At 72.5% G+C, this 23,452-nt stretch carries 22 protein-coding genes; all 22 read left to right on the forward strand.

Annotation, left to right across the window (positions count from 1 at the left end):
• Positions 1 to 4 precede the first annotated feature (4 nt).
• The 22 genes from AB4039_RS26230 (at position 5) to AB4039_RS26335 (ending at position 23,234) form a co-directional block, all read left to right on the forward strand.
• A complete protein-coding gene (locus tag AB4039_RS26230; RefSeq protein WP_266845268.1) occupies positions 5 to 337 on the forward strand; it encodes a TcmI family type II polyketide cyclase in 333 nt (110 codons plus the stop codon).
• Between the two features lie 37 nt (positions 338 to 374).
• Positions 375 to 1,643, forward strand: a complete 1,269-nt coding sequence (locus AB4039_RS26235; protein WP_266845266.1) for a beta-ketoacyl-[acyl-carrier-protein] synthase family protein — start codon at positions 375 to 377, stop codon at positions 1,641 to 1,643.
• Entirely contained in the window at positions 1,640 to 2,854 is a 1,215-nt protein-coding gene (locus AB4039_RS26240) for a ketosynthase chain-length factor (protein ID WP_442271966.1), read from the forward strand. The genes AB4039_RS26235 and AB4039_RS26240 overlap by 4 nt, the downstream gene beginning before the upstream one ends.
• Positions 2,855 to 2,968: 114 nt before the next feature.
• A complete protein-coding gene (locus tag AB4039_RS26245) occupies positions 2,969 to 3,238 on the forward strand; it encodes an acyl carrier protein (protein ID WP_266845263.1) in 270 nt (89 codons plus the stop codon).
• Positions 3,239 to 3,285: 47 nt separating this feature from the next.
• Complete coding sequence (locus tag AB4039_RS26250; RefSeq protein ID WP_442271967.1) at positions 3,286 to 5,655, forward strand: SDR family oxidoreductase; 2,370 nt, start codon at positions 3,286 to 3,288, stop codon at positions 5,653 to 5,655.
• A gap of 89 nt (positions 5,656 to 5,744) precedes the next feature.
• Positions 5,745 to 7,223 (forward strand): MFS transporter, encoded by a 1,479-nt coding sequence (locus tag AB4039_RS26255; RefSeq protein ID WP_442271972.1) that lies wholly within the window; start codon positions 5,745 to 5,747, stop codon positions 7,221 to 7,223.
• Positions 7,224 to 7,234: 11 nt separating this feature from the next.
• On the forward strand, positions 7,235 to 7,597 hold the full coding sequence (locus AB4039_RS26260; protein WP_266845259.1) for an acyl carrier protein: 363 nt from the start codon (positions 7,235 to 7,237) through the stop codon (positions 7,595 to 7,597).
• Complete coding sequence (locus AB4039_RS26265; protein WP_266845257.1) at positions 7,594 to 8,439, forward strand: 4'-phosphopantetheinyl transferase superfamily protein; 846 nt, start codon at positions 7,594 to 7,596, stop codon at positions 8,437 to 8,439. The genes AB4039_RS26260 and AB4039_RS26265 overlap by 4 nt, the downstream gene beginning before the upstream one ends.
• A 4-nt stretch (positions 8,440 to 8,443) precedes the next feature.
• Positions 8,444 to 9,394, forward strand: coding sequence for an ACP S-malonyltransferase (locus AB4039_RS26270; RefSeq protein WP_266845255.1), 951 nt, complete (start codon positions 8,444 to 8,446; stop codon positions 9,392 to 9,394).
• A 72-nt stretch (positions 9,395 to 9,466) separates the two neighbouring features.
• Positions 9,467 to 9,697 carry an acyl-CoA carboxylase epsilon subunit gene (locus AB4039_RS26275; protein ID WP_442271968.1) on the forward strand — a complete coding sequence of 77 codons (231 nt, stop codon included), beginning with the start codon at positions 9,467 to 9,469 and terminating at the stop codon, positions 9,695 to 9,697.
• A 258-nt stretch (positions 9,698 to 9,955) separates the two neighbouring features.
• Positions 9,956 to 11,260, forward strand: coding sequence for a lipopolysaccharide biosynthesis protein RfbH (rfbH, locus tag AB4039_RS26280; RefSeq protein ID WP_266845251.1), 1,305 nt, complete (start codon positions 9,956 to 9,958; stop codon positions 11,258 to 11,260).
• A 73-nt stretch (positions 11,261 to 11,333) separates the two neighbouring features.
• Positions 11,334 to 11,831, forward strand: a complete 498-nt coding sequence (locus AB4039_RS26285; RefSeq protein ID WP_266845249.1) for a nuclear transport factor 2 family protein — start codon at positions 11,334 to 11,336, stop codon at positions 11,829 to 11,831.
• Positions 11,832 to 11,838: 7 nt separating this feature from the next.
• Entirely contained in the window at positions 11,839 to 12,117 is a 279-nt protein-coding gene (locus AB4039_RS26290) for a hypothetical protein (RefSeq protein ID WP_266845247.1), read from the forward strand.
• A 33-nt stretch (positions 12,118 to 12,150) separates the two neighbouring features.
• On the forward strand, positions 12,151 to 13,050 hold the full coding sequence (locus AB4039_RS26295) for an alpha/beta hydrolase (protein ID WP_442271969.1): 900 nt from the start codon (positions 12,151 to 12,153) through the stop codon (positions 13,048 to 13,050).
• Positions 13,051 to 13,230: 180 nt separating this feature from the next.
• The gene (locus AB4039_RS26300; protein ID WP_266845243.1) at positions 13,231 to 13,920 is read left to right on the forward strand and encodes a phosphoribosylanthranilate isomerase; all 690 of its coding nucleotides are present in this window, start codon (positions 13,231 to 13,233) and stop codon (positions 13,918 to 13,920) included.
• Positions 13,921 to 14,018: 98 nt separating this feature from the next.
• On the forward strand, positions 14,019 to 14,687 hold the full coding sequence (gene upp / locus AB4039_RS26305) for a uracil phosphoribosyltransferase (protein ID WP_266845241.1): 669 nt from the start codon (positions 14,019 to 14,021) through the stop codon (positions 14,685 to 14,687).
• On the forward strand, positions 14,684 to 15,613 hold the full coding sequence (locus AB4039_RS26310; RefSeq protein WP_266845240.1) for an EamA family transporter: 930 nt from the start codon (positions 14,684 to 14,686) through the stop codon (positions 15,611 to 15,613). Before upp ends, AB4039_RS26310 begins: the two co-directional genes overlap by 4 nt.
• A gap of 166 nt (positions 15,614 to 15,779) precedes the next feature.
• Positions 15,780 to 16,013: a tautomerase family protein gene (locus tag AB4039_RS26315; protein ID WP_266845238.1), complete on the forward strand. Its 234-nt coding sequence runs from the start codon at positions 15,780 to 15,782 to the stop codon at positions 16,011 to 16,013.
• A 10-nt stretch (positions 16,014 to 16,023) separates the two neighbouring features.
• Positions 16,024 to 16,968 carry a pseudouridine-5'-phosphate glycosidase gene (locus tag AB4039_RS26320; RefSeq protein ID WP_266845236.1) on the forward strand — a complete coding sequence of 315 codons (945 nt, stop codon included), beginning with the start codon at positions 16,024 to 16,026 and terminating at the stop codon, positions 16,966 to 16,968.
• 69 nt (positions 16,969 to 17,037) lie between these two features.
• Positions 17,038 to 18,120, forward strand: coding sequence for an alkene reductase (locus AB4039_RS26325; RefSeq protein WP_266845234.1), 1,083 nt, complete (start codon positions 17,038 to 17,040; stop codon positions 18,118 to 18,120).
• A 14-nt stretch (positions 18,121 to 18,134) separates the two neighbouring features.
• The gene (locus tag AB4039_RS26330) at positions 18,135 to 19,076 is read left to right on the forward strand and encodes a ribose-phosphate diphosphokinase (protein ID WP_030237951.1); all 942 of its coding nucleotides are present in this window, start codon (positions 18,135 to 18,137) and stop codon (positions 19,074 to 19,076) included.
• Positions 19,077 to 19,382: 306 nt separating this feature from the next.
• Entirely contained in the window at positions 19,383 to 23,234 is a 3,852-nt protein-coding gene (locus AB4039_RS26335) for an amino acid adenylation domain-containing protein (protein WP_266845232.1), read from the forward strand.
• Positions 23,235 to 23,452: the final 218 nt, after the last annotated feature.

Below are 23,452 nucleotides of genomic sequence, written 5' to 3' on the forward strand. Positions count from 1 at the left end.
ACGCATGCAGCACAGCAATCTGATCGTGGCGCGGATGGACAGCATGTCGAAGGACCAAGTGACCCGTCTCTTCTCCGAGTTCGACAAGACGGACATGCCGGAGCGGATGGGCACCCTGCGCCGTCGCCTGTTCATGTACAAGGGCCTCTACTTCCACCTCCAGGACTTCGCCGACGACGACGGCGGCCGACGCATCCAGGAATCCCGTACGGACCCGCGCTTCATGAGGATCAGCCACGACCTGCTGCCCTTCATCCAGCCCTACGACCCGGCCACCTGGCGGACCCCCGCCGACGCCATGGCCACCCGCTTCTACGACTGGTCGGCGTCCGAGTGAGCACCGGCCGGGCCGACACGAGGGGAGGGCCGTAGCGGTGGCTCGCCGGGTAGTGATCACGGGGCTCGGGGTGCTGGCGCCGGGAGGCATCGGCACCAGCGACTTCTGGAGCCTGCTCAGTTCGGGGCGCACGGCGACGCGGGGGATCACCCGCTTCGACCCCTCCGGCTTCCGGACCAAGGTGGCCGCCGAGGCCGACTTCGACCCGCTCCTGCACGGGCTGACCCCGCAGGAGGTCCACCGCATGGACCGGGCCGCGCAGTTCGGCGTGGTCGCGGCGCGCGAGGCGCTCGCCGACAGCGGCCTCGACCTCGCCGCGCTCGACCCCCACCGCACCGGGGTCAGCGTCGGCACCGCCGTCGGCGCGATCGGCGGACTCGACCGCGCCTACCGGGTGGCCGGCGACGACGGCCGCCTCGCCCAGGTCGACCACACCCGGGCGCCGGAGCACCTGTACGAGCAGTTCGTGCCCAGTTCCTTCGCGGCCGAACTGGCCTGGGCCGCCGCGGCGGAGGGACCGGCCACGGTGGTCTCCACCGGCTGCACCTCCGGGATCGACGCCGTCGCCCACGCGGCCGACCTCATCCGCGAGGGCGTCGCCGACATCATGGTCACCGGAGCCACCGACGCCCCGATCACCCCGCTCATCCTGGCGGGCTTCGACGCGGTCAAGGCCACGACCTCCTACGACGACCGGCCCGAAGCCGCCTCCCGGCCCTTCGACGCCACCCGCAAGGGGTTCGTCCTCGGCGAGGGCGCGGCCGTCTTCGTCCTGGAGGAGCTGGAGAGCGCCCGTCGGCGCGGCGCGCACCTCTACGCCGAGATCGCCGGCCACGCCTCCCGGTCCAGTGCCCACCACATGACCGGGCTGCGCCCCGACGGCCGAGAACTGGCGGAGGCCGTCACGGTGGCGCTCGACGAGGCCCGGCTCTGCCCCTCCGACCTCGACTACGTCAACGCGCACGGCTCCGGCACCCGGCAGAACGACCGCCACGAGACCGCCGCCTACAAGCTGGCCCTCGGGCGGCACGCCTACCGGACCCCGATCAGCTCGGTGAAGTCGATGATCGGGCACTCGCTCGGCTCCATCGGCTCCATGGAGATCGCCGCGTCCGTCCTCGCGATGGAGCACCACGTGGTGCCGCCCACCGCCAACCTGCGCACCCGGGACCCCGAGTGCGACCTCGACTACGTCCCGCTCGTCGCCCGGGATCACCGTACCGATGCCGTCCTGACCGTCGGCAGCGGGTTCGGCGGGTTCCAGAGCGCGATGGTGCTGGCCCGCCCCGACAGGAGGACCGCATGAGCAGGACCCTGGTCACCGGTATCGGAGTGGCCGCCCCCAGCGGGCTCGGAGTGGAGGACTTCTGGGCGGCGACCCGGGTCGGCAAGAACGCCATCGCGCCCGTGACCCGCTTCGACGCCTCCTCCTACCCCGCCCGGCTGGCCGGGGAGATCCACGGCTTCGACCCCGCCGAGCACCTGCCGGGTCGCCTCATCCCGCAGACCGACCGTGTCACCCAGCTCGCCCTCGTCGCCGCCGACTGCGCCTTCGCCGACGCGGGCCTGGCACCGGGGGACATCCACCCCTGCGACATGGGCGTGGTCACCGCGGCCGGTTCCGGGGGCATGGAGTTCGGCGAGCGGGAGCTGCACAACCTCTGGAGCCGCGGCGCCAAACACGTCAGCGCCTACCAGTCCTTCGCCTGGTTCTACGCCGTCAACAGCGGGCAGATCTCCGTCCGCCACGACCTGCGCGGACCCGCGGGCGTCGTCGTCGGCGAACAGTCGGGCGGGCTCGACGCCCTCGCCCACGCCCGGCGCCAGCTCCGCAAGGGCACCCGGCTGATCGCCGCCGGCGGGTTCGACTCCTCCCTCTGCTCCCTGGGCTGGGCCGCGCACCTGGCCGGCGGACTCGTCTCCACCGTCGCCGAACCCGAGCGCGCCTACCTGCCCTTCGACGAGGCGGCCGCCGGCTACGTACCGGGCGAGGGCGGGGCCCTGCTGATCCTGGAGGACGAGGACGGCGCCCGAGCCCGCGGGGCCCGCACCGTCCACGGCGAACTCGCCGGGCACGCCTCCACCCTCGACCCCCGCCCGGGCAGCGGACGCGAGCCCGGCCTGCGCCGGGCCATCGACGCGGCCCTCGCCGACGCGGGTGTCCACCCCGTCGAGGTCGACGTGGTCTTCGCCGACGCCGCCGGCACCCCCCGCCTCGACCGGGAGGAGGCCGAGGCCATCACGGCCGTCTTCGGGCCCCGGGGGGTGCCGGTCACCGCACCCAAGACGATGACCGGCCGGCTGAACTCCGGTGCGGGGATGGTCGACGTGGCCGCGGCGCTCCTGGCCATGCGCGAGGGGCTCATCCCGCCGACCACCAACGTCACCCTGTCCGCCGCCTACGACATCGACCTGGTCACGGCGTGGCCCCGCACCGCCTCGGTGCAGACCGCGCTGGTCCTCGCCCGCGGCCGCGGCGGCTTCAACTCCGCGGTCGTGCTGCGTTCCGTCGACTGACGGACGCCGCCCACCGGCGTCCGCACACCCCGCCCCCGTCCGGCCCGGACGGGAGCTCCCCGTATCCCGCGGCCGCGACTGGCCGGCCGCGGAAGACCGATGAAGGGACCCTCCGTGTCCAAGCAGCAGTTCACCTTCGACGACCTCAAGCGCATCCTCCTGGAGGGCGCGGGCGCCGACGAGGGAGTCGACCTCGGCGGCCCCATCCTCGACACCGACTTCGAGTCGCTGGGCTACGAATCGCTGGCCCTCCTGGAGACGGGCGGGCGGATCGAGCGCGAGTTCGGCATCACCCTCGACGACGACGTCTTCTCCGACCACAGCACCCCCCGTTCGCTCGTCGAGGCCGTCAACGAGAGCCTCCGGGCCCTCGTCAGCGCCTGACGCGGACCGTCCCCACCACAGCCTGGCCCAAGAGAGGGAGTACGCCCATGGCCATCGAGCAGGACTGCACCGAATCCCAGGTGATCGTGGTCGGCGCGGGCCCTGTCGGTCTGCTGCTCGCCGGGGAACTCCGGCTCGCGGGCGCGGACGTGGTGGTCCTCGACCGGCTCGCCGCGCCGACCACCGAATCCAGGGCCTCCACCCTGCACGCCCGCACCATGGAGATCCTCGACAGCCGGGGTCTCCTCGACGCCCTGGGTGACGTACCGGGCGAGGAGGCCGGCCATTTCGGGGGGATCCCCTTCGGCCTCGGCCTACCGGGCCCCCACCCCGGGCAGTGGAAGGTCCCGCAGGCCCGGCTGGAGGAACTGCTCGGGCAGTGGGCCGCCGACCTGGGCGCGGACGTGCGGCGCGGCCACGAGCTGACCGGGCTGTCCGACACCGGCGACGGGGTCCTCGCCGAGGTGCGCGGCCCCGACGGCACGGCCCTGGCCTTCCGAGCCGCGTACGCGGTCGGCTGCGACGGCGAGGACAGCGCCGTGCGCCGGCTGGGCGGCTTCGAGTTCCCGGGCACCGACGCCGGGCGCGAGCTGCTGCGGGCCGACGTGACGGGCATCGACGTCCCCGCCCGCCGCTTCGAGCGGCTGGAGGGCGGACTCGTCGTCGCGGCCCGCCGCCCCGACGGGGTGACCCGGGTGATGGTGCACGAGTTCGGGGCGCGGCCCCGGGGCGCGGCGCCCTCCTTCGAGGAGGTCGCCGACACCTGGAAGCGCATCACCGGCGAGGACATCGGCGCGGGCACCCCGCTGTGGGTGAACTCCTTCGGCGACGCCTCCCGCCAGGCCGCCCGGTACCGCCGGGGCCGGCTCTTCCTCGCGGGGGACGCGGCGCACCAGCAGATGCCCGTCGGCGGCCAGGCCCTCAACCTCGGGCTCCAGGACGCCTTCAACCTGGGCTGGAAGCTGGGCGCCGCGGTCACCGGACACGGAGGCGAGGAACTCCTCGACAGCTACCACGAGGAACGGCACGCCGTCGGGCGGGCCGTGCAGGGCAACATCAGGACACAGGCGCTGCTGCTGCTGGGCGGACCCGAGGTCGACGCGGTCCGCGAGGTGTTCGCGGAACTGACCGGCCACGAAACCGTCCGCACCCACCTGGCCGGGATGATCTCGGGCCTCGACGTCCGCTACGAGGTCGGCCCGGGCGACGGCCCGCTGCTCGGGCTGCGGCTGCCCCCCGTCGACCTCGTCGAGGAAGAGGGGGCCACCACCACCCCGGAGCTGCTGCGCCAGGGCCGGGGGCTGCTGCTGCTGGCGCCGGGCGACGAGGCCCACGGGGCGCGGCTGCGCGCCGCCGCAGGGCCCTGGGCGGGCCGGGTGCGCGTCGCGACGGCCGCGTCCGCCCCGGTGGCGGACGGGCGGGACCTGCCCGGCGGTGTCGCCCTGCTGGTCCGGCCCGACGGGCACGTCGTCTGGTCGGACACCGGGCGGGGCGCCGACGGGACGGACGCGGCCGGGACGGGCGACACCGCCCTGACGGCCGCCCTGGAACGGTGGTTCGGGGCGGAACCGGCGCGGACCCCGCACCGCCCCGCCCGCCGGGACCCGGTCACGGTCGCGCCGGCGGCGGCGCCGGTACGGGGACGGAGCAACGGTATGGAGCGCCTCGCGGGCAGGACGGCCCTGGTCACGGGATCGAGCCGGGGCATGGGCCGGGCGGCCGCGATCCGGCTGGCCGAGGAGGGCGCGCTCGTCGCCGTCCACTACACCAGCGACGAGGCGGCCGCCCGGGAGGTCGTCGCCTCGGTCGAACGCGACGGCGGCCGCGCCTTCGCGGTACGGGCCGAACTCGGGGTTCCCGGGGACGTGGACGGGCTGTTCGCCGTCCTGGAACGGGACCTGCTGGACCGCACCGGCAGCACCGACCTGCACATCCTGGTCAACAACGCCGGGGTGATGGGCGGGGTCGGACCGGACGCGATCACCCCCGACCAGTTCGACCGGATCTTCGCGGTCAACGCGAAGGCCCCGTTCTTCCTGATCCAGCGGGCGCTGCGGAACATGCCCGACGGCGGCCGGATCATCAACATCTCCTCCGGCCTGACCCGGTTCGCCAACCCGGACGAGATCGCCTACGCGATGAGCAAGGGAGCCCTCGAACAGCTCGCCCTGCACTTCGCGAAGGCCCTCGGCCCGCGCGGCATCACCATCAACTCGGTGGCGCCGGGCATCACGCGCAACGGCAACCCGGTCTTCGACGTCCCCGAAGCCGTCGAACAGATGGCGGCGCTGTCCACCTTCAACCGTGTCGGCGAGCCCGATGACGTCGCCGACGTGGTGGCCTTCCTCGCCACCGACGAGGCCCGCTGGATCACCGGCTCCTTCGTCGACGCCACCGGCGGCACCCTGCTCGGCTGAGCAGGCCGCCGCCGGCCCGAAGACCGCCGGCGCAACCCCGCGCCGCGCCGGCGCCGGGGCGGGCCGCCGGGGATCCCTCCAACGTGAGCATGCAGTACCCGACGAGAACCCCGCCCGTCGGCGAGCGGCCCCGGGCCCGGTCGGCCCTGGTGTCCGTACTCGCCGCGAACATGCTGGTCGACGCATTGGAGGTGTCCGCGACCCTGGTGGCACTGCCGTCCGTCGGCGCCGACCTCGGACTGTCCGTCCCCCAACTGCAGTGGCTCGTCAGCGGGTTCGCCGCGGGCTTCGGCGGGCTCCTGCTGCTCGGCGGCCGGCTCGTCGAACACCTCGGCCGCCGCCCGGTCTTCCTCGCCGCGCTCCTCGTCTTCGCCGCCGCCTCCCTCGTGGGCGCGCTGACGGACAGTGCGGCCCTGCTGACCGTCACCCGCGTGGTCAAGGGCGGCTGCGTGGCGCTGACCGCCCCCACGGGCCTGGCCATCGTCATGGCGGCCGTTCCCGACGGCCCGGCCCGCCGCCGGGCCGTGTCCCTCTACTCCTTCTTCGGCGCCGCCGGGTTCTGCGCCGGCCTGCTCCTGTCGGGGCTGCTCACCGGCTCCGGCTGGCGCTGGACCTTCGCGTTCCCGGCCCCCGTCGCCCTGCTGCTGTTCGCGGCCGGCCTGGTGCTCGTACCGCGGGACCGGCCCGGTCCCCGCCCGGCGGCCGGGGACCGGTGGCGGGCGGTGACCGCCGCGCTCGCGCTGACCGCGACCGTCCTGCTGCTGGTGGACGGCCTCGGCGGCCTCGGCGCTCCGGCCGGGCAACGGCGCCGCGCGGCCCTCKCGTTCGCGGGGGCCCTGGTGTGCGCCGCCGTCCTCGTACGGGCCGAACGCACCGCCGCGCGCCCGCTCCTGCGGACCGCGCTGCTGCGGCACGCGCCGCTGCTGCGCTCCGCGCTGGGGGCGGCCGCGCTCAACGGCTCGTACGTGGGCTTCCTGCTCATCGCCACCCTCCACCTGAGGGAGGCCGGCTGGAGCCCCTGGCAGACCGCGCTGGCCTTCCTGCCGGCCGCCGCACCGCTCGCGCTGAGCGCCCTGCACTCGGCGCGGATCGCCACCCGGCTGGGCCCGGCCCGCGCCGTCGCCGCGGGCGCGGCCGCCGCACCGCTCGGCTACGCCCTCTACCCGCACACCGGCGGGGGGCCGGTGCACCCCACCGACCTGCTGCCCGCGACCGCCTGCGTGGGCGTCGCGTTCGTGCTCGCCTTCACTGCCCTGCACCTCCAGGCCACCGCTTCGCTCCCGCCCGGACTCCAGGCGGCGGGGGGCGGGCTCTACCAGACCTGCGTACAGCTCGGGGCGGCCCTGACCGTGGCCCCGACATCCGCGTTGTACGCGGCCGGCCGGGGCCCCGCGCTCTGGCTGGTCACCCTCGTCGGCCTGGCCGGCGCGGGCGTCGCCCTCGGTGGGCTGGCGCCCGCGCGCGGCCGTCATCCTCCCGTGCCGGGATCCCCTCGTCTTCCCGACCCGGCACTCCCGACCACGGACGGCCGGGGACACCCGTCCGTCCCGACCCGGAAAGCACTATGAACACACTCCACATGTCACAGACATACGAGACAGACAACGGCCTGGTCCACATGACCCGGCCCGACATGGCGATCCTGTCCACGGCCGGGCTGCGCGAGCGCACCCGGATCCTGGAGCAGTACGTCCGTGAGGAACTCGGCCGCATCCTCGGGATCGAGCCGCACCTCGTCGACACCACGGGCCGCCCCATGGGCTGCCTCGGGATCGGCTCGATCTCCGGTATAGAGCTCCAGTACCGGATGGAGGCCACCCTCGGCGTCGACGTGAACCTCCAGCGGCTGCTGCTGGCCAACAGCGCGCAGGAACTCATCGACTGCCTCGCCGGCCAGCTCGGCCCCGAGGCCCACCTGCACGGGGCTGCGGTGACGGCATGACGACGACGACCCTTCTGCCGGCCGCGAGCCCGGTGGTGAACCACCGGGACCTCGCGCGCCCCGACTTCACCCTGTCCGCCGACCGTGTCGACCTGTGGCTGATCCGCCGCCCCACCGGGGCGGACGCCGAAGCCCTGGCCCTCGACGACCTGGACGAGGCGGAGCGCAAGCGCACCGACTCCTTCATCCGCAGGTCGGACGGCCTGCTCTACGCCGCCGCGCACGTCGCGGTGCGCCGCCTGCTCGGGCGGTACACGGCCGTCGCGCCCCAGGACGTCCGCTTCATGCGCGAGCCGTGCCCCGGGTGCGGAGAGCCGCACGGACGCCCCGCCCTGTCGCCCCCGCCGCCGCCGCTGCACTACTCCCTCTCGCACAGCGGGGGAGTGGCCATGGTCGGTGTCGCCACCGTGCCGCTGGGCGTCGACGTGGAGAAGCTGCCCGGCGCGGAGACGGTCGACATCTGCTCCAGGGCACTGCACCCGGACGAGCAGCTGGAGATCGCGGAGGCGGCGTCCGGCGAGGAGCGGCGGCAGCTGTTCGGCCAGATCTGGACCCGGAAGGAAGCATTCCTCAAGGGCATCGGGACAGGGTTGAGCCGTTCGCCCGCCGAGGACTACCTCGGCACCGACCAGGACCGTCACCCGGACGGCTGGACCATGGTCGGCGTCCCCGCCGACACCACCCACGCCGCGGCGGTCGCCGTGACCGGGCCGGTCCCCGCGGTGGTCGACGTCCGGTGGGTGCCCGACCACTGGCTCTCCGCCGACCACACGGTCTGCGGGGCCACCGCCCCCGGACCGCTCCCCGCGGTCCACGCCAGCCGACCGCAGATAGGGACGTGACCGGATGACCCGCACCGCCTTCGTCTTCCCGGGACAGGGATCCGCCCACGCCGGTCCGGCAGCGGAGCTGCTCGCCCTGCGGCCGGACCTCGCCGCCACGTACTACCGCACCGCCGACGACATCCTCGGCATCCCGCTCTCACAGCTCCTGCGGGACGGCTCCGCCCGGGCGTTCGAGGACCCGGCGGTGGCCCAGCCGGCCGTCTTCCTGACGAGCCTGGCCGTACTGGAGGTGCTGCGCGGCGAGGGCGTGGAGCCGGACGCGGTCGTGGGGCACAGCCTCGGCGAGTACGCGGCGCTGGTGGCGGCGGGCGTCCTGGAGTGGACCGAGGCGCTGTGGCTCGTCCGGCTGCGCAGCGAGCTCGTCGCCACGGTCGGGGACCGCATCGGCAGCTCCACGGCCGCCGTCAGCGGTCCGGGCCGCGCGGACCTGGCGCGCCTGTGCGCCGAGGCCCGCGCGGCCACCTCCCGCGTGGTGGAGGTGGCCGGGGACAACGGACCCCGCCAGACCGTGGTCTCCGGGGAGGCGCAGGCGGTGGCCCACGTCGCGGCGGCGGCCGGCGCGGCCGGGGCCCGGGTGACCTGGCTGCGCACGGGCGGCCCCTTCCACTCCAGCCTGCTGCGCGAGGCCGAGGCGGAGTTCACCGAGACGCTGATCGCCACGGAGTTCCGCGATCCGGCCGTGCCGCTCGTCTCCGGTGTCACCGGCGGATGGGTGGCCACCGCCACCGAGGCCGTCGTCGCCCTGCGCAGCCAGCTCACCACCCCGGTGCGCTGGACCCAGGCCGTCGGGACGCTCGCCGCCTCGGGCACCCACCGGTTCGTGGAGGTGGGCCCCGGCCAGGTGCTCGGCGGGCTGGTCCGCCGCATCCTGCCCGAGGCCCGGATCCACGCCACGCACACCGCCGAGGGCCTGGCCGAGGCGCTCGCCGCCCTCGCCCCCACCCCCGTCTGAGGGCCGCGGCCGCAGTCACGCAGACCCGCCGCGGCGGCCGCGGACGGGAGGTCACGACCCGAGGAGCAGTCCGTGGACACCCATCAGCAGGGCCAACTCGTGCGTCTGGTGCGGGGACGGCCCGACACCGTGCAACTGGCGGCGCTGACCGCCGCGGTCCTGGCCCGGGCGGCGGCCTACGAGGGCCAGCACGGCGGCACCGCCGGCGGCGGGYCCGCGCTGGCGCGCCGGTGCCCTTCGGCGCGGACGCGTTCCTTCGCCGGCTCGCGCGGCCGGCGTGACGACCCGTCCGGGGCGGCCTGAGCCGGGCCCCGCACGGCCCGGCCTCCACGCCCGGCCCCCGCACGGCCCGGCCCCCACGGCCGGCCCACACGGCTGGCCCCCCCCACGCCCGGCCCCCCGCACGGCCCGGCCCCGTACCGACCGCGGCTCTCCCGCCGTACCCGACCACGCCGACCCTGCCCCGCCCCCGTACCGCCCCGGCCTCCCGCCGGGGCGGTACGGGGGCGGGGCACCGTCGTGACCACCATCCGGCCGAGAGGGCCGGGAAAGGGATACACCATGAACGTCCACAAGGGACTGATCCTCGACGAGACCGCCAAGTTCCACCTGGACGCGCAGGACGAGCGGCCCTTCGTCCCGGGCACGACCGAGATCTGGCCCGCCGGGGCCGTGCTGGACGAGCGGGACCGTAAGGCGCTGGTCGAGGCGGCGCTGGAGATGCGGATCGCCGCCGGACCCAGTTCGCGGCGGTTCGAGTCGCGCTTCGCCCGCAAGCTGGGGCGGCGCAAGGCGCACCTGACCAACTCGGGTTCCTCGGCGAACCTGCTGGCCATGACCGCCTTCACCTCGCACCTGCTGGAGGACCGGCGGCTGCGGCGCGGCGACGAGGTGATCACGGTGGCCGCCGGGTTCCCGACGACCGTCAATCCGATCATCCAGAACGGGCTCGTCCCGGTCTTCGTCGACGTCGAGCTCGGCACGTACAACACCACGGCCGAGCGGGTGGCCCGGGCCATCGGACCCAAGACCCGCGCCATCATGATCGCCCACGCCCTCGGCAACCCCTTCGAGGTCGCGGAGATCGCACAACTCGCCCAGGAACACGACCTGTTCCTCATCGAGGACAACTGCGACGCCGTCGGCTCCACCTACGACGGACAGCTGACGGGCACCTTCGGCGACATCACCACCGTGAGCTTCTACCCGGCGCACCACCTCACGATGGGCGAGGGCGGCTGCGTGCTGACCTCGAACCTGGCCCTCGCGCGGATCGTGGAGTCCCTGCGCGACTGGGGCCGGGACTGCTGGTGCGAGCCGGGCGAGACCAACAAGTGCCTCAAGCGCTTCGACTACCAGATGGGGACCCTCCCGGAGGGGTACGACCACAAGTACATCTTCTCCCACGTGGGGTACAACCTGAAGGCCACCGACATCCAGGCGGCCCTCGGCCTGACCCAGCTCGACAAGCTGGACGACTTCTGCGACGCCCGGCGCCGCAACTGGCGACGGCTGCGCGACGGCCTCGACGGCCTGCCGTACCTGATCCTGCCGGAGGCCACCCCGCGCAGCGACCCGAGCTGGTTCGGGTTCGCGCTCACCGTGGACCCGCAGGCGCCCTACACCCGGGCCGCCCTCGTGGACTTCCTGGAGGGGCGGAAGATCGGCACCCGGCGGCTGTTCGCGGGCAACCTCACCCGCCACCCCGCCTACATCGGTGAGCCCCACCGCATCGTCGGCGACCTCACCAACAGCGACATCATCACCGACCAGACCTTCTGGATCGGCGTGTACCCGGCTCTGACCGACGAGATGCTCGACTACGTCATCGCCTCCGTCAAGGAGTTCGTCGGCGGCCGGTCCTGACCGCCGACACCGCCGTGGTCCCGCGCCGAGCCGCCCGCATCCCGCCCGAGACGTCCTTCACCAGGAGCGGACCTTGCCCACGCAACCCGACGACATCGCGGACCTGCGCGCCCAGGTGGGGCTCATGCGCGACCGCATCGAGCTACGGGAACTCTTCGACCGCTACGTCCTCGCCCTCGACGCGCTCGGCGGAGCCGGCCACGACGAGGCCGCATTCGCCGACCTCTGCACCGAGGACGCCACCTTCCTCTTCCCCATCGGCGGCTGCCGGGGCGTCGAGGGCTTCACCGCCTTCCAGCGGGAAGCCAGGGCGCGCTGGGCGCGGACCCATCACCTCAGCACCAACCACTCCGTCACCCTCGACGGGGACGGGGCGGCGCTGCGCGTCCACCTGATCGCCACCCACGTCCACCACGCGGAGCCGGAGTCCTCCCGGCCGTTCGAAGTGGGCGGCTACTACGACGCCCGGGCCGTGCGCACCGCGGACGGCTGGCGGCTGAGCGAGGTCGCCTTCCACGTCGTGTGGTCCTCCGGCGACCCCCTGCCCGAGTTCGCCGGAGCCCGGGGGTGAGCGCCCGATGAACGCCGTCCGAATCGCCGGATACCTCGTCCCCCCGTACGCGCCCGCCCGCGAGCGGGGCCTGCCGCACGAGGGCTCCGGGCCCGCCGCGGCCGGCCCACGGCCCCCGGCGTCCGGGCCGGCCCGTGCCCACCCGCAGGGCCGGGACTCCGCGCAGGCCCGTGTTCCGGGCCGGCCGTCCGCCGGCCGCCTCCCGTCCGTCGCGCTGACGACGCTGCTGCGCCGCCGGGCGGCCTGGGGGATCGCCCTGGCCCGGTCCCGGGCCGCGCGCCGCTGACCTTCCGACCCCCGATCCGCCAGGAGAACCCGTATGGCCACCTCGCCACAGCCCGGCACGCCCGGGGTGCGGGCCCTCACCCTCGACGCGGGCGGGATCCCGCTGTCGGGGCTGCTCGCCCTGCCGGCGCAGCCCGTGCCCCGGGCCGTCGTGGTGGCCCTGCACGGCGCCGGCATGAGCGCCGGTTACTTCGACAGCCGGGCCCGCCCCGGGCTGTCGCTGCTCGAACTCGGGGCCTCCCTGGGCTACACCGTCCTCTCCCTGGACCGGCCCGGCTACGGGGCCTCGGCGGCGGCGCTGCCCGAGGGGCAGGAACTCGCCGGGCAGACCGAGACCCTCCTCGCGGCCCTGGAGGACTTCGCCCGCGGCCACGAACTCGGCGCGGGCTACTTCCTCGTGGCCCACTCCAACGGCGGCCGGCTCGCCCTGTCCGCCGCGGGCGCCGGGGGCGGTTTCGCGCCGCTCGGCGTGGACCTGTGCGGGCTCGGCCGGCGTTTCGCCGTGGATCTCCAGCAGCTGCCCGGGGCGGCTGACCTGAGGGGTCAGTGGCGCCGCCACTGGGGGGCGTTGCGCTTCTACCCCCCGGACGCCTTCCGGCAGGGCGCGGAACTGATCCGTCCGGTGCCGGTCATGGAGGCCCGGGAGACCATGCGCTGGCCGGACGCGTATCCCGCCGTCGCGGCCCGGGTGGGGGTTCCGGTCCGCTTCACCTTCGCGGAACAGGAGCTGTGGTGGAGGACCGACGGCGCGGCTCTGGAGGAACTCCTGAGTCCGCTGTCCCGGGCCGCGGAGGCCGTCCGCCAGCCCGATTCCGGCCATAACATCAGTCTCGGCTGGGCCGCCCGCACCTACCACCTGCGGGTCCTCGCCTTCCTGGAGGAGCGCCTGCTCGCCGGCGACGCGGCTCTCACCGCCCCCGTGGCGACGCCCTGACCGCTACCTGAACAAGGTTGACGCGGATCTGACATAAAGCCCGTTGACCCGTGGATCGGCATCAATGAGGCTTTTCGTGAGCATCCCGAGACGTGTAACGAATCCGTCATACCGGGGCACGTCACCTCGTTCTGCCTGCACTCGCTTTGATTCATAAGATTCATCCGAAAAGGAACACACATGAGTGACGTGAAGGACCTGGTCCAGGTCGCCGGCATCATCGACGCCGAGGAGGCCGCTCTGCTGGCCGAGGAGGGCGTCGACTGGTTCGGCTTCCCGCTCCGCCTCCCGTCGGGCAAGGACGACATCTCCGAGGCCGCGGCCACGGAGATCATCGCCGGCCTGACCGCGCCTCAGGAGGGCGTCCTCATCAGCTACATGACGGATGCCGACGAGATCAGCGCCTTCACCACCCAGCTCGGGGTGAAGGCCGTCCAGCTCCACGGCGACGTCGAGCCGGAGCAGCTGCGCAAGCTCAAGGCCAACCGCCCGGACCTCTACGTGCTCAAGAGCCTGGTCGTGAAGGAGGACAACGCCGAGGAGCTGCTCCAGCTCGTCGACGAGGTCGCGGACGTGGTGGACATGTTCATCACCGACACCTTCAACCCGGCCACCGGTGCCAAGGGCGCCACCGGCCTCACCCACGACTGGAACGTCAGCGCCGAGCTCGTGCGCCGTTCGCCCAAGCCCCTGATGATGGCCGGCGGCCTGAGCCCGGAGAACGTCGCCGACGCGATCCGCTTCGTCAAGCCCGCCGCCGTCGACGCCCACAGCCTCCTGGAGGGCACCGACCGTCGCAAGGACCGCGCCAAGGTCGCGAAGTTCGTGGCCGAGTCGCGCCGCGCGTTCGCCGAGATCGCGGGCTCCTGACCGCGGCACCCCACCATGCGGTTGCGGCCGCCCGGGACCTCCTGGGCCCCGGGCCCGGCCGCAGCCCGTCTCCACCGACCGACGAGAAGCAGGTTCTCATGGCGACCGGCCACCACAACGTCCACCCGCTGCCGCAGACCAACCAGCTCCGGGCCATGCACACGATCATCCGCGACCGCGACGCGTCGCGTGCGGACTTCGTGTTCTACTCCCGGCGCATCATCCGGCTCCTGCTCGAATCGGCCCTCGACCAGCTGCCGTTCGACAAGCAGAAGGTCGTCACGCCGGTCGGCGAGACCTACGAAGGGCTCACGTTCGGCCCGAAGCTGTGCGCCGTGCCCGTGATCCGGGCCGGTGACTCCATGGTGGACGAACTGCGCGAGGTCGTGCCGAACATCCCCATCGGCAAGGTCCTCATCCAGCGGGACAAGACCACCAAGCTCCCGCACCTCCTCTACCAGCACCTGCCGGCCGACATCGCGGACCGGCACGTCCTGCTCCTGGAGCCGATGCTCGCCACGGGCGGCAGCGCCAACGCCGCCATCGGCGTGCTCCTCGAAGCGGGCGTCCGCGAGGAGAACATCGTCTTCGTCAACTTCCTCGCCGCCCCCGAGGGCATCGCCGCGGTCCACCGCCGGTACCCGGCGGTCAAGATCGTCACCTCCTCGGTCGAGGAACGCCTCAACGAGCACGCGTTCATGATCCCGGGCATCGGCGACTTCGGTGACCGCTTCTTCGGTACGACCGACTCGGGCGCCGCCCGATGAAGAGCTCCCGCACCCTGGCTGACTCCGCCCTCACGGCGTTGGCGCCCGCGATCTGGGGTTCGACGTACCTGGTCACCACGGAACTGCTGCCCGAGGGACGCCCCCTGCTGGCGGCGGTGCTCCGCGCCCTGCCCGCCGGCCTGATCCTGGTGCTCTTCGGCCGGACGCTGCCCAAGGGAATCTGGTGGTGGCGGGCCCTGGTCCTGGGCGTCCTGAACATCGGCGCCTTCTTCTACCTGCTCTTCGTCGCCGCCTACCACCTGCCGGGTGGTGTCGCCGCGCTGGTGATGTCCATCCAGCCGATGATCGTGCTGCTGCTCGGCGCCGTCCTGCTGAAGGAGAAGATCAAGCGGATCCACCTGGCGGCCTGTGCGCTCGGCGCGGCCGGTGTGGCGCTGCTCGTCCTCCAGCCGAACGCCGGGCTGAACACCACCGGTGTCATCGCCGGCCTGCTGGGCGCGCTCAGCATGGCCTCCGGCATCGTGCTGACCAAGCGCTGGGGACGCCCCGAGGGCGTCGGCCTGCTGCCCTTCACGGGCTGGCAGCTGAGCGTCGGCGGTCTGGTCCTGCTCCCGATCGCGCTGATCGGCGAGGGCCTGCCCGACGAGATCACCGGCAAGAACGTCTGGGGCTTCCTCTACCTCGGCGTCATCGGGGCCCTGTTCGCCTACGCGATCTGGTTCCGCGGCGTGCAGCGCCTGCCCGCCCTGGCCGTTTCGTTCCTGAGCTTCGCCTCCCCCCTGGCGGCCACCCTGCTCGGCTACTTCGTCCTCGACCAGTCGCTCTCGCCGCTCCAGATCGTCGGAGCGCTGATCGTCGTCGGCGCGGTGTTCCTGGCCCAGCCGCGGCCGGGCCGCAAGAAGCCCGAGCCCGAGCCCGAGCCCGGGGCGGCCCACCGGACCCCGCGGGAATCCGTCGAGGCGTAACGCCCCGACGGCCTCCCGCCCGAGACTCCCCGCCGGGCCCCTTCCCCCCTGGGCACGGGCGGGGAGAGGTGGTGGCACACCGCGGTCTCCCCCGTCCGCGGTGTGCCGCCCMCCCCCCCCCACGACAGACCAGAACGCGCACCACTTCCGTGAAAGGACCGAGACCGTGCCGCACGTCCACGTCAGGCACTACCCGAGGAACTTCACGGACGAGCAGCTCAGGGCCATCGACGAAGCGGTCACCGCCGCTGTGACGAGCACCTTCGCCACCGGGGAGGACACCGTCTCGATCTCCCTTGAGCCGGTCACACCGGAGGACTGGGAGAGCCAGGTCCTCGCCGAGATAGCGGCCCGCCGGGACGAGCTGATCAAAGCGCCCGGCTACTGGAACGAGAGTTGAGAGAGCCCCGATGAGCGCAAGCAACGGCATCCCCGTCGTCTACACCGAGGAGGTCCGCGAGGCCCTCCACGAGGGCGCGGCCGTCGTCGCCCTGGAGAGCAACGTCATCACGCACGGCCTGCCCTACCCGGACAACGCGGCCACCGCCCGCAAGGTGGAGGACGCCGTACGGGCCGGTGGCGCCGTGCCCGCGACGATCTGCATCGAGGCCGGTGAGATCCGGGTCGGCATGAGCGACTCCGACATCGAGCGCTTCGCCTCCCTGCCCGGCATCCCCAAGGTGTCCAGCCGGGACCTGCCGGTCGTACTGGCGCAGGGCGGCCTCGGTGCCACCACCGTGGCCACCTCCGTGGTCGCCGCCGAGCTCGCGGGGATCCCGTTCTTCTCGTCCGCCGGCATCGGCGGCGTGCACCGGGGCGCCCAGGACACCTGGGACGTCTCCTCGGACCTCATCCAGTTCACCCGCTCCAAGGTCGCCGTCGTCTGCGCGGGCGCGAAGATGATCCTCGACCTCGGTCTGACCCTGGAGTACCTGGAGACGCAGTGCGTCCCCGTCGTCGCCTACCGCTCGGACGACTTCCCCGCCTTCTACTGCCGTACGAGCGGCCACAAGGCGCCCCACCGCCTGGACGACGAGCAGGTCATCGCCCGCGCCGTCGAGGCCCACTGGGCCCTCGGCAACAACAGCTCCTTCCTGATCACCACCCCGGTCAGGGAGGAGGACGCCATCGACTCCACCGAGGTGGACACGGCCATCCGCGCCGCGGTCGCCGAGGCCACCCGTGACGGGGTGTCGGGCCAGGCCATCACCAAGTACCTGATGCGCGCCGTCGACGCGGCGACCGAGGGCCGTTCGGCCAAGGCCAACATGGCCGTCCTCGCCTCCTGCGCCGAGGCGGCCGGCCGGCTGGCCGTCGCCCACTCCCGCCACCTCGCCGAACGCGCGGGCCGCTGACCCGCCCCGCCCACAGGCGTTTTCCGTTCCACCACCGCACCACGCGTTGACCTCAGTCTGGAGAGACACATGTCCGAGAAGCTGTTCGAGCCGGTCACCCTGGGGAAGCTGGCCCTGAGCAACCGAGTGGTCATGGCGCCCATGTCCCGCAACCGGGCGACCGCCGAGGGCCTGGCCACCGACCTGATGGCCACCTACTACGGCCAGCGGGCCGGCGCCGGCCTGATCATCACCGAGGGCGTGCAGCCCAGCGCCGTGGGCCAGGGCTTCGGCAACAGCCCCGGTCTGCACACCCAGGAGCAGGCCGAGTCCTGGAAGCCCGTCACCGAGGCTGTGCACGCCGCCGGCGGCAAGATCGTGGTGCAGCTCATGCACGCCGGCCGCATCGGCCACCCCTCGCTGTACCCGAGCGGCCACCAGTCGGTCGCCCCGTCCGCCGTCGCCGCGGCCGGCCAGGCCTACGGCCCCGAGGGTCCGCTGGACTACCCGGAGCCGCGCGCCCTGACGGTCGAGGAGATCGCCGAGGTCGTCAAGGAGCACGCGGACGCCGCCGAGCTCGCCATCGAGGCGGGCTTCGACGGTGTCGAGGTCCACGCGGGCAACGGCTTCCTGCTCCACCAGTTCCTGGCGGAGAACAGCAACCAGCGCACCGACCAGTACGGCGGCTCGGTCGAGAACCGCGTCCGCTTCGCGATCGAGGTGATCGAGGCGGTCTCCGAGCGCATCGGCGCCGACCGCGTCGGCGTGCGCATCTCGCCGTCGAACCCGTACAACGACATCGTCGAGGGCGACACCCACGCCCTCTACGAGGCGCTCGTCGCGGCCCTCCCGCCGGTGGCCTTCCTGCACATCCTGGAGGGCGGCAACCGCGACCACATCACCGCCCTGCGCGCGCAGTGGACCGGCACGATCATCCTGTGCCCGCACCCGGAGAACGGCGTCCCGGTCTCGGCCGAGATCGCCACCGAGGCGCTGGAGACCGGTGTCGCCTGCGCGGTCGCCTTCGGCTCGGCCTTCCTCGCCAACCCGGACCTGACCGAGCGCATCCGCACCGGCGCCGCGCTGGCCGAGGCCGACCAGAGCAAGTTCTACGGCGGCGACCACACCGGTTACACCGACTACCCGACGCTGGCCGAGGCCGGCGCGGCGTGAGCGAGACCGGGCAGATGCTGCTGTTCTCGGGGCGCGCACACCCCGAGCTGGCCGAGGCGATCGCCGCCGAGCTGGGCACGACGCTGGTCCCGACGAAGGCGATCGACTTCGCCAACGGCGAGATCTACATCCGCTACCACGCCTCCGTGCGCGGCGCGGACTGCTTCGTGGTCCAGAGCCACACGGCGCCGATCAACAAGTCGATCATGGAACAGCTGATCATGATCGACGCGCTGAAGCGGGCCTCGGCCCGCAGCATCACCGTGATCCTGCCGTTCTACGGGTACGCCCGCCAGGACCGCAAGCACAGCGGCCGGGAACCCATCTCGGCCCGCCTGGTGGCGGACCTGCTCAAGACGGCCGGCGCGGACCGGATCCTCACGGTGGACCTGCACGCCGACCAGATCCAGGGGTTCTTCGACGGCCCCGTGGACCACCTCTTCGCCATGCCGGTCCTCGCGGACTACATCGGCTCCAAGGTGGACCGCGAGGACCTGACCGTGGTCTCGCCCGACGCCGGCCGCGTGCGCGTGGCGGACGGCTGGTGCGACCGGCTGGGCGCCCCGCTCGCGATCGTCCACAAGAGGCGCGACAAGGACGTGGCCCACCAGGTCACGGCCCACGAGGTGGTCGGCGACGTGCGCGACCGCGTGTGCGTACTGGTCGACGACATGATCGACACCGGCGGGACCATCTGCGCCGCGGCCGACGCCCTCTTCGCCCAGGGGGCGAAGGACGTCATCGTGGCGGCCACGCACGGGGTGCTCTCCGGCCCCGCCGCGGACCGGCTGAAGAACTCCCGCGTCAGCGAGTTCGTCTTCACGGACACCCTGCCGGTGCCCGGGGCGCTCGGACTGGACAAGGTCACCGTCCTGTCCATCGCCCCGCTCATCGCCGGAGCCTCTCGCGAGGTCTTCGAGAACGGATCAGTGACCCGGCTCCTCCAGAGCCGGTGAACGCCCGGACGGACGGGCCGACGGGGGCCCGTCCGTCCGTTGGGGGAGGGCGGCCGCACGCACCGCGCCGTTCCGGTCATCCCGGGTGGTGAGGCTCCGGCCTCGCGCCCTCGTTCTTCGGTTTTCCCGGCCGGACAGTCTTCCGGCCTCCCGACGCCCACCGTGCCGCGGCGTCCGCCTCCCGGCGGACCCGCTCTCCACGCGCGGGTGAGGTGTCGCATCGCGGGCTCACCGACACACCGGGGCCCAGTACGGGGCGTTTCGTACGCGCCCGTTGCTCCACAACGGAACGTAAGGAAGCGGGAAATGACTCTTCAGGAGACCAGCGTGCTCGAGCCCACCCTGCGCGGCACCACCACGTTGCCCGACCTGCTGGCGAAGCGGGTCGCGGAGCACCCCGAGGCGACCGCCGTCGCCTACCGGGACGAGAAGCTCACCTACCGTGAGCTGGCGTCCAGAAGCTCCGCCCTCGCCGAGTACCTCAGACACCTCGGGGTCTCGACGGACGACTGCGTCGGCCTCTTCGTCGAGCCGTCCATCGACCTGATGGTCGGCGCCTGGGGCATCCTGTCCGCCGGCGCCGCCTACCTGCCGCTGTCCCCGGAGTACCCCGAGGACCGGCTGCGCTACATGATCGAGAACAGCCAGGCGAAGATCATCCTGGCGCAGCAGCGCCTGGTCTCCCGCCTGCGCGAACTGGCCCCGCAGGACGTCAAGGTCGTCACCCTGCGCGAGTCCGAGGCGTTCGTCCTGCCCGAGGGCCAGGTGGCCCCGGCCATCGAGGGCGCCCGCCCCGACAGCCTCGCCTACGTCATCTACACCTCCGGCAGCACGGGCAAGCCGAAGGGCGTGATGATCGAGCACCACAGCATCGTCAGCCAGCTCGGCTGGCTGCGCGAGACCTACGGCATCGACCGCAGCAAGACCATCCTGCAGAAGACCCCGATGAGCTTCGACGCCGCCCAGTGGGAGATCCTCTCCCCGGCCAACGGCGCCACCGTCGTCATGGGCGCCCCCGGCGTCTACGCCGACCCCGAGGGCCTCATCGAGACCATCGTCAAGTACGGCGTGACCACCCTCCAGTGCGTCCCCACCCTGCTCCAGGGCCTGCTCGACACCGAGAAGTTCCCCGAGTGCACCTCCCTGCAGCAGATCTTCAGCGGCGGCGAGGCCCTCTCCCGCCTGCTGGCGATCCAGACCACGCAGGAGATGCCCGGCCGCGCCCTGATCAACGTCTACGGGCCCACCGAGTGCACCATCAACTCCTCCTCGTACGCGGTCGACCCCGCCGAGCTGGACGAGGCGCCGCAGTCCATCTCCATCGGCGCCCCGGTGGCCGACACCGAGTACCACATCCTCGGCAGGGAGAACCTCAAGCCCGTCGGCATCGGGGAGATCGGCGAGCTGTACATCGGCGGCGGCCAGCTGGCGCGCGGCTACCTGCACCGCCCCGACCTGACCGCCGAGCGCTTCCTGGAGATCGAGCTCACCGAGGGCGCCGGGCCCACCCGCCTGTACAAGACGGGTGACCTGGGCCAGTGGAACCCGGACGGCACCGTGCAGTTCGCCGGCCGCGCCGACAACCAGGTCAAGCTGCGCGGCTACCGCGTCGAGCTGGACGAGATATCCCTGGCGATCGAGAACCACGACTGGGTGCGCAACGCCGCCGTCATCGTCAAGAACGACGGCCGCACCGGCTTCCAGAACCTCATCGCCTGCGTCGAGCTCAGCGAGAAGGAAGCCGCCCTGATGGACCAGGGCAACCACGGCTCCCACCACGCCTCGAAGAAGAGCAAGCTCCAGGTCAAGGCGCAGCTGTCCAACCCGGGCCTGCGCGACGACGCCGACCTCGCCGGCCGCACCGCCTACGACCTGCCGGGCGCCGAGCCGACCCCCGAGCAGCGCAGCCGCGTCTTCGCCCGCAAGACGTACCGCTTCTACGAGGGCGGCGCGGTCACCGAGGCCGACCTGCTGGCGCTCCTCGGCGGACAGGTCCCCGCGGCCTACTCGCGCAAGGCCGCCGACCTGGCGCCCGCCGAACTGGGCCAGATCCTGCGCTGGTTCGGCCAGTACCTCAGCGAGGAACGGCTGCTGCCCAAGTACGGCTACGCCTCCCCGGGCGCGCTGTACGCGACGCAGCTGTACTTCGAGCTGGAGGGCGTCGGCGGGCTGAAGCCGGGCTACTACTACTACCAGCCGCAGCGCCACCAGCTGGTCCTGATCAGCGAGAAGGCCGCCACCGGCAAGCCCACCGCCCACATCCACTTCATCGGCAAGCGCGGCGGCATCGAGCCGGTCTACAAGAACAACATCCAGGAGGTCCTGGAGATCGAGACCGGCCACATCGTCGGCCTCTTCGAGCAGGTGCTGCCGTCCTACGGCCTCGACATCCGCGACCTGGCGTACGAGCCGGCCGTCCGCGACCTGCTGGACGTGCCCGAGGAGGACTTCTACCTGGGCACCTTCGAGCTGGTCCCGCACGCGGGCCGGCGCGAGGACCACGCCGAGGTCTACGTCCAGACGCACGGCAGCAAGGTCGCGAACCTCCCCGAGGGCCAGTACCGCTACGCGGACGGCACACTCACCCGCTTCTCGGACGACATCGTCCTCAAGAAGCAGGTCATCGCGATCAACCAGTCGGTGTACCAGGCCGCCAGCTTCGGCATCTCGGTGATCAGCCGCGCCCCCGAGGAGTGGATGCACTACGTCACCCTCGGCAAGAAGCTCCAGCACCTGATGATGAACGGCCTCGGCCTGGGCTTCATGTCCTCGGGCTACAGCTCGAAGACCGGCAACCCGCTGCCGGCCTCGCGCCGGATCGACTCCGTCCTGCACGCCAACGGCGTCGAGAGCGGTCCGTCGTACTTCTTCGTCGGCGGCCGGGTCAGCGACGAGCAGCTCGGCCACGAGGGCATGCGCGAGGACAGCGTCCACATGCGCGGTCCGGCGGAGCTGATCCGTGACGACCTCGTCAGCTTCCTGCCGGACTACATGATCCCGAACCGGGTCGTGGTGTTCGAGCGGCTGCCGCTGTCCGCCAACGGCAAGATCGACGTGAAGGCGCTGGCCGTCTCGGACCAGGTCAACGCCGAGCTCGTGGAGCGCCCCTTCGTCGCCCCGCGCACCGAGACCGAGAAGGAGATCGCGGAGGTCTGGGCCAAGTCCCTGCGCCGCGAGAGCGTCTCGGTCCAGGACGACTTCTTCGAGTCGGGCGGCAACTCGCTGATCGCCGTCGGCCTCATCCGCGAGCTCAACTCGCGCCTGGGCGTCTCCCTGCCGCTGCAGTCCGTCCTGGAGTCCCCCACGGTCGAGAAGCTCGCCCGCCGCCTGGAGCGCGAGGTCGCGCAGGAGTCCTCCCGCCTGGTGCGCCTGCACGCCGAGACCGGCAAGGACCGCCCGGTGCTGTGCTGGCCGGGCCTGGGCGGCTACCCGATGAACCTGCGCACCCTGGCCGGCGAGATCGGCCTCGGCCGCTCGTTCTACGGCATCCAGGCGCACGGGATCAACGAGGGCGAGGCCCCGTACGCGACCATCACCGAGATGGCCAAGGCCGACATCGAGGCCATCAAGGAGCTCCAGCCGAAGGGCCCCTACACCCTGTGGGGCTACTCCTTCGGCGCCCGCGTCGCCTTCGAGACCGCCTACCAGCTGGAGCAGGCGGGCGAGAAGGTCGACAACCTCTTCCTGATCGCCCCGGGCTCGCCGACCGTGCGCGCCGAGAACGGCAAGGTGTACGGCCGTGAGGCGTCCTTCGCCAACCGCGCCTACACGACCATCCTCTTCTCGGTGTTCACCGGCACCATTTCGGGCCCGGACCTGGAAAGGTGCCTGGAATCCGCCACGGACGAGGAGTCCTTCGCCGGGTTCATCAGCGAGCTGAAGGGAATCGACGTCGACCTGGCGAAGCGGATCATCTCGGTCGTGGGCCAGACCTACGAATTCGAGTACTCGTTCCGTGAGCTGGCCGAGCGCACGCTCGACGCGCCGGTGACCATTTTCAAGGCCCGCGGCGACGACTACTCGTTCATCGAGAACAGCAACGGCTATTCCGCCGAGCCGCCGACGGTCATCGACCTCGACGCCGACCACTACAGCCTGCTCCGCACCCCGGACATCGGTGAGCTGGTCAAGCACATCCGGTACCTGCTCGGAGAGTAAGGGAGAGCCGGTCAGGGAACACGGCCGCCCCGTCGGAGAAATCCGGTGGGGCGGCCGTTTTTTTGCGTTTCCGGACGCGTACGGCAGGAAGCTGCGAAAAGCATTCCGAATTCTGACGCAAGTTGACGGCGCCCTGACATCCGGTCGGTTGACGTGCGTCTGAGGACTGGAAGAGACTTCTTATAATCCAGGCGGACCGCCCCCCCATCACCGCATAG

Source organism: Streptomyces sp. M-16 (genome assembly GCF_052114405.1).
Taxonomy (GTDB): domain Bacteria; phylum Actinomycetota; class Actinomycetes; order Streptomycetales; family Streptomycetaceae; genus Streptomyces.

Bases quoted from the DNA above. Each gene is read 5' to 3' on its own strand.
- AB4039_RS26325 (WP_266845234.1), top strand. From the start codon at position 17,038: ATGTCCGAGAAGCTGTTCGAGCCGGTCACCCTGGGGAAGCTGGCCCTG.
- AB4039_RS26230 (WP_266845268.1), top strand. From the start codon at position 5: ATGCAGCACAGCAATCTGATCGTGGCGCGGATGGACAGCATGTCGAAG.
- upp (WP_266845241.1), top strand. From the start codon at position 14,019: ATGGCGACCGGCCACCACAACGTCCACCCGCTGCCGCAGACCAACCAG.
- AB4039_RS26335 (WP_266845232.1), top strand. From the start codon at position 19,383: ATGACTCTTCAGGAGACCAGCGTGCTCGAGCCCACCCTGCGCGGCACC.
- rfbH (WP_266845251.1), top strand. From the start codon at position 9,956: ATGAACGTCCACAAGGGACTGATCCTCGACGAGACCGCCAAGTTCCAC.
- AB4039_RS26270 (WP_266845255.1), top strand. From the start codon at position 8,444: ATGACCCGCACCGCCTTCGTCTTCCCGGGACAGGGATCCGCCCACGCC.
- AB4039_RS26310 (WP_266845240.1), top strand. From the start codon at position 14,684: ATGAAGAGCTCCCGCACCCTGGCTGACTCCGCCCTCACGGCGTTGGCG.
- AB4039_RS26265 (WP_266845257.1), top strand. From the start codon at position 7,594: ATGACGACGACGACCCTTCTGCCGGCCGCGAGCCCGGTGGTGAACCAC.
- AB4039_RS26260 (WP_266845259.1), top strand. From the start codon at position 7,235: ATGTCACAGACATACGAGACAGACAACGGCCTGGTCCACATGACCCGG.
- AB4039_RS26295 (WP_442271969.1), top strand. From the start codon at position 12,151: ATGGCCACCTCGCCACAGCCCGGCACGCCCGGGGTGCGGGCCCTCACC.
- AB4039_RS26300 (WP_266845243.1), top strand. From the start codon at position 13,231: ATGAGTGACGTGAAGGACCTGGTCCAGGTCGCCGGCATCATCGACGCC.
- AB4039_RS26290 (WP_266845247.1), top strand. From the start codon at position 11,839: ATGAACGCCGTCCGAATCGCCGGATACCTCGTCCCCCCGTACGCGCCC.
- AB4039_RS26320 (WP_266845236.1), top strand. From the start codon at position 16,024: ATGAGCGCAAGCAACGGCATCCCCGTCGTCTACACCGAGGAGGTCCGC.
- AB4039_RS26240 (WP_442271966.1), top strand. From the start codon at position 1,640: ATGAGCAGGACCCTGGTCACCGGTATCGGAGTGGCCGCCCCCAGCGGG.
- AB4039_RS26330 (WP_030237951.1), top strand. From the start codon at position 18,135: ATGCTGCTGTTCTCGGGGCGCGCACACCCCGAGCTGGCCGAGGCGATC.
- AB4039_RS26250 (WP_442271967.1), top strand. From the start codon at position 3,286: ATGGCCATCGAGCAGGACTGCACCGAATCCCAGGTGATCGTGGTCGGC.